The 3,466-nt window shown below is 66.6% G+C and carries 2 protein-coding genes and 1 other RNA gene; 1 reads left to right on the forward strand and 2 read right to left on the reverse strand.

What is annotated here, in order from left to right; translation table 11 throughout:
• Positions 1-1,811: type VII secretion AAA-ATPase EccA (eccA, locus tag B1964_RS16140; RefSeq protein ID WP_139765759.1), on the forward strand; the 1,811-nt coding region annotated here is incomplete at its 5' end.
• A 68-nt stretch (positions 1,812-1,879) separates the two neighbouring features.
• On the opposite strand, the gene ssrA is transcribed toward eccA, so the two are convergent.
• Positions 1,880-2,254, reverse strand: a transfer-messenger RNA (tmRNA) gene (ssrA, locus tag B1964_RS16145).
• Positions 2,255-2,381: 127 nt separating this feature from the next.
• Positions 2,382-3,466: glycoside hydrolase family 27 protein (locus B1964_RS16150; RefSeq protein WP_079930500.1), on the reverse strand; the 1,085-nt coding region annotated here is incomplete at its 5' end.

The following is a 3,466-nucleotide window of genomic DNA, read 5'->3' on the forward strand; positions in this document are numbered from 1 at the left end:
TGTCCCTGGGGATAGCGATCGACGGGCTGCAGACCGAACGGGACGTGACCTACGCCCTTCGGGCCTTCCCCCGCGCCACCGAACGGGACCCCGACATGTGCGATGCATGGCTGGGGCGCGCCGCATGCGGCGAGGTCACCTCGGAGGTGCGCTACAACCTCTATCGGACCTCCACCACCACGCTGTTCCGTGAGCAGCGCCGACTCGGTCTGGCACCACGGGAATTGGGCGGACGCTTCCAGACCGGGCTCTACATCGACTATCCGCTCGCGGGTTTCACCGAGATCTGGCTGGCCTACGCCGCCGGGCTGATCGACGACGGCGAGTACGGCGAGGCCGAGGGCGCGCTGGACACCCTGGCCCGGTATCGGCCGAACATGCCCGAACGCGACCGGTATTCCGACGAGATCTGCGCCTACCTGCGCGGCATCCTGCATTTCACCACCCAGCGATGGCCCGATGTGCTTGCCGCCCTGGATAAGTCGGCCTCGTTCGGCGACGAGTACATCAAGTGCGGAGCCGATCTGATGGTCGGTTCTGCCTGCGCCCAGCTCGGTCTCTTCGGCGAGGGTATCCGCCGACTGGAGTCCGCTGCGGAGGGCCCGATCCCCGCCGCCGTCACCGACGCCGAGTTCTGCCGCGGATTGACGTTGCGCGAGATGGGTCGCGAAGAGGACGCCCGCGCCATCTTCGAACGCATCTACTCCGAGAAGCCCGACTTCGAGGCCAATGCCGCTGCGCTCAACGACCCCAAGTACCGGCTGGTGATCACCGACCGCGCGACGATCGAGTCCCGCACGGACCGTTGGGATCCGAACTCCGCCCCCGATCCGAAGCTACGGGTGTCGGCCGAACAGGCCGATCGCAGCGCGAAGCTTCTCGCCGAGGCCCAGGAGGAGCTCGCCGCCCAGATCGGGCTCGATGAGGTCAAGATCCAGGTCGCCAAGCTGCAGTCGTCTGCCAAGATCGCCAAGGTTCGCGCCGAGAAGGGGCTGGCAACCACCTCGCGCAGCAACCACCTTGCGTTCACCGGTCCACCCGGCACCGGCAAGACGACCATCGCACGTGTGGTCGCCAAGATCTATTGTGGGCTCGGCATTCTCAAGACGCCCACGGTCATCGAGGCCAAACGGGAGGACTTCGTCGGTCAGCATCTGGGCAGCACGGCACTGAAGACGTCGGCACTGATCGACACCGCGATGGACGGGGTGCTGTTCATCGACGAGGCGTACACCCTCATCCAGAGCGGGCTGTCCGGCGGCGACGCGTTCGGCCGGGAGGCCGTGGACACGTTGCTGGCACGGATGGAGAACGACAGGGACCGCCTCGTCGTCATCATCGCCGGATACGACGGCGAGATCGATCGCTTTCTCGCAGCCAACGACGGCCTGGCATCGCGGTTCGCCAAACGAATCCGCTTCCCGTCCTACACCCCGTCCGAACTCGGCCAGATCGCCCGGGTCATCGCCAAGAACCGGGACTCGGTCATCACCGACGAGGCACTCGACGATTTGATCGCCGCATGCGAGCCGCTGTTCAACTCGGAGTCGGTCGATCAGAGTGGGCTACCCCGCCGCACCATCGACCGGGCGGGCAACGGCAGATTCGTGCGCAACATCGTCGAAGCCGCCGAAGAAGAACGCGAGTACCGACTGTCCGAGGACCCCGGCATCGACTTCGACGACCTCGACGCCGAGCACCTGATGCAGGTGGAGGCCACCGACATGCGTGCGGCCATCAACACCGTGTTGGGCAACCTGGGCCTGGGGAACTTGGGCCTGGGGCGCGTCGACACCGGCTCCCAGGTCTGAACCGCCCCGGCGACAACACCGTCGAGAAACGACAGCGCCCCACCTGCGAGCAGGTGGGGCGCTGTCGACCGTGGAGCTGCCGGGAATTGAACCCGGGTCCTCCGTCGGGTTGGCGGGGCTTCTCCGTGTGCAGTTCACTCTGTCTCTACTCGGATCTCCCGGTCACGTGAACAAGCCGAGATGACGATCCCAGTCGCTGTTGGTTGTCCCCTTCGCACCCGCGACCGGTGCGAACGGTGAGCTCCCAAAGATGATGCCGGCACCGGACTTGGGAGCAGAGTCCGGGCCGACAGACTACGGGCCCGCTGTCAGGCAGCGAGGGCGTAGTCGCGCTGATTCTTATCGGCGCTTAATTGGTTGCCGCGACGCTTATACGGTGGTCTCTGGCCTGCACCGACACGCTTCCCCCGCCTCGGCGTACAGAGTCGAAACCGATCAGCCCCGAGACAGGTGCCCTCCGATTTCTCGGCGAGCAGTTCATTGTAACAACCCGACGCGCGTGGTTCATTCCCATTTCCGTCGGCGCCCGCCCGGCAGTTACTCGCCCGCATCCTGTCCTCGCGGGAACCGTCACTGGATCGACAGCACGGCGGTGTCGTCGACGCCCACGGGCACCGACAACTCGCCGCCCTCCGCCTGATACCGGCGCCCGGTCCATGCGTCGACCCCCGACACCGACGAGTCACCGCTCAGACCGAGGCTCGACAAGCTCACCGTCAATGTGCGGGGATGGTCGGCACGGTTGGTCAACGAGACGACGAGGCCCTTGGAACCCAGAGCGCGGCTCCATATCTCCGGGTTGTCGCCGACCATGGCGCCGGCGCGCACGCGCTCGTCCTGATCGATGCCGATGATGGCCTCGTTGGCGAGGACGTCGCGGGTACGGATGCTCATCGCGGTGAGGTCGTTGCCGGCCATCAGCGGGGCGGCCATCATCGCCCACATCGACATCTGGGTGCGCTCCATCGCCGGGGTCAACGCGTTGCCGACACCGACGACGAGCATGTCCATGTCGACGAAGCTGCCGTCGGCAACCCGTGCGCCGATCGGGGCCACGGCGTCGATGATGTCGCGGACCCCCTGATACCCCGAGGCCGGTGTCGCATCGGCACCGGCCGGCCGAGTGGTCCACACCGGCGAGATGTCGTTGGTGGCACGTGTCATGGTTGCCACACCGCCCCAATCGAATTGGGCTCCGGGCACCGATCCGGCGATTCCGCTGTTGGGGTTGATGCTGTACACCATGGGGCGTCCGGTGGATCGGATCGCGTCACGCATCGCGGTGAACGAGGCGACCTGGTCGTCGTGCGCCGAGTCACCGGAGCACCAATCGTATTTGACGAAATCGGCACCCCAGGAGGCGAAGGTGCGCGCGTCGGTGAGCTCGTGACCCCCACTGCCGGCGGTACCCGGATAGGTTCCGCCGAACTGCGCGCACGTCTTCTCGCGTGCACCGGCGTAGATCCCGAACTTCAACCCGCGGGCGTGCACGTAGTCGGCGAGGGCGGCCATCCCGGATGGAAAGCGCACGGGGTCGGCGACGAGTTGCCCGCCGGCGTTGCGGTCGGGCGCCATCCAGCAGTCGTCGACGACGACGTAGCGATATCCCTTGGCCGCCAGGCCCGAGGACACCAGGGCGTCGGCCTGCGCGCGCA

Origin of the sequence: Gordonia sp. i37 (assembly GCF_002043085.1) — a bacterium.
Lineage (GTDB): Bacteria > Actinomycetota > Actinomycetes > Mycobacteriales > Mycobacteriaceae > Gordonia > Gordonia polyisoprenivorans.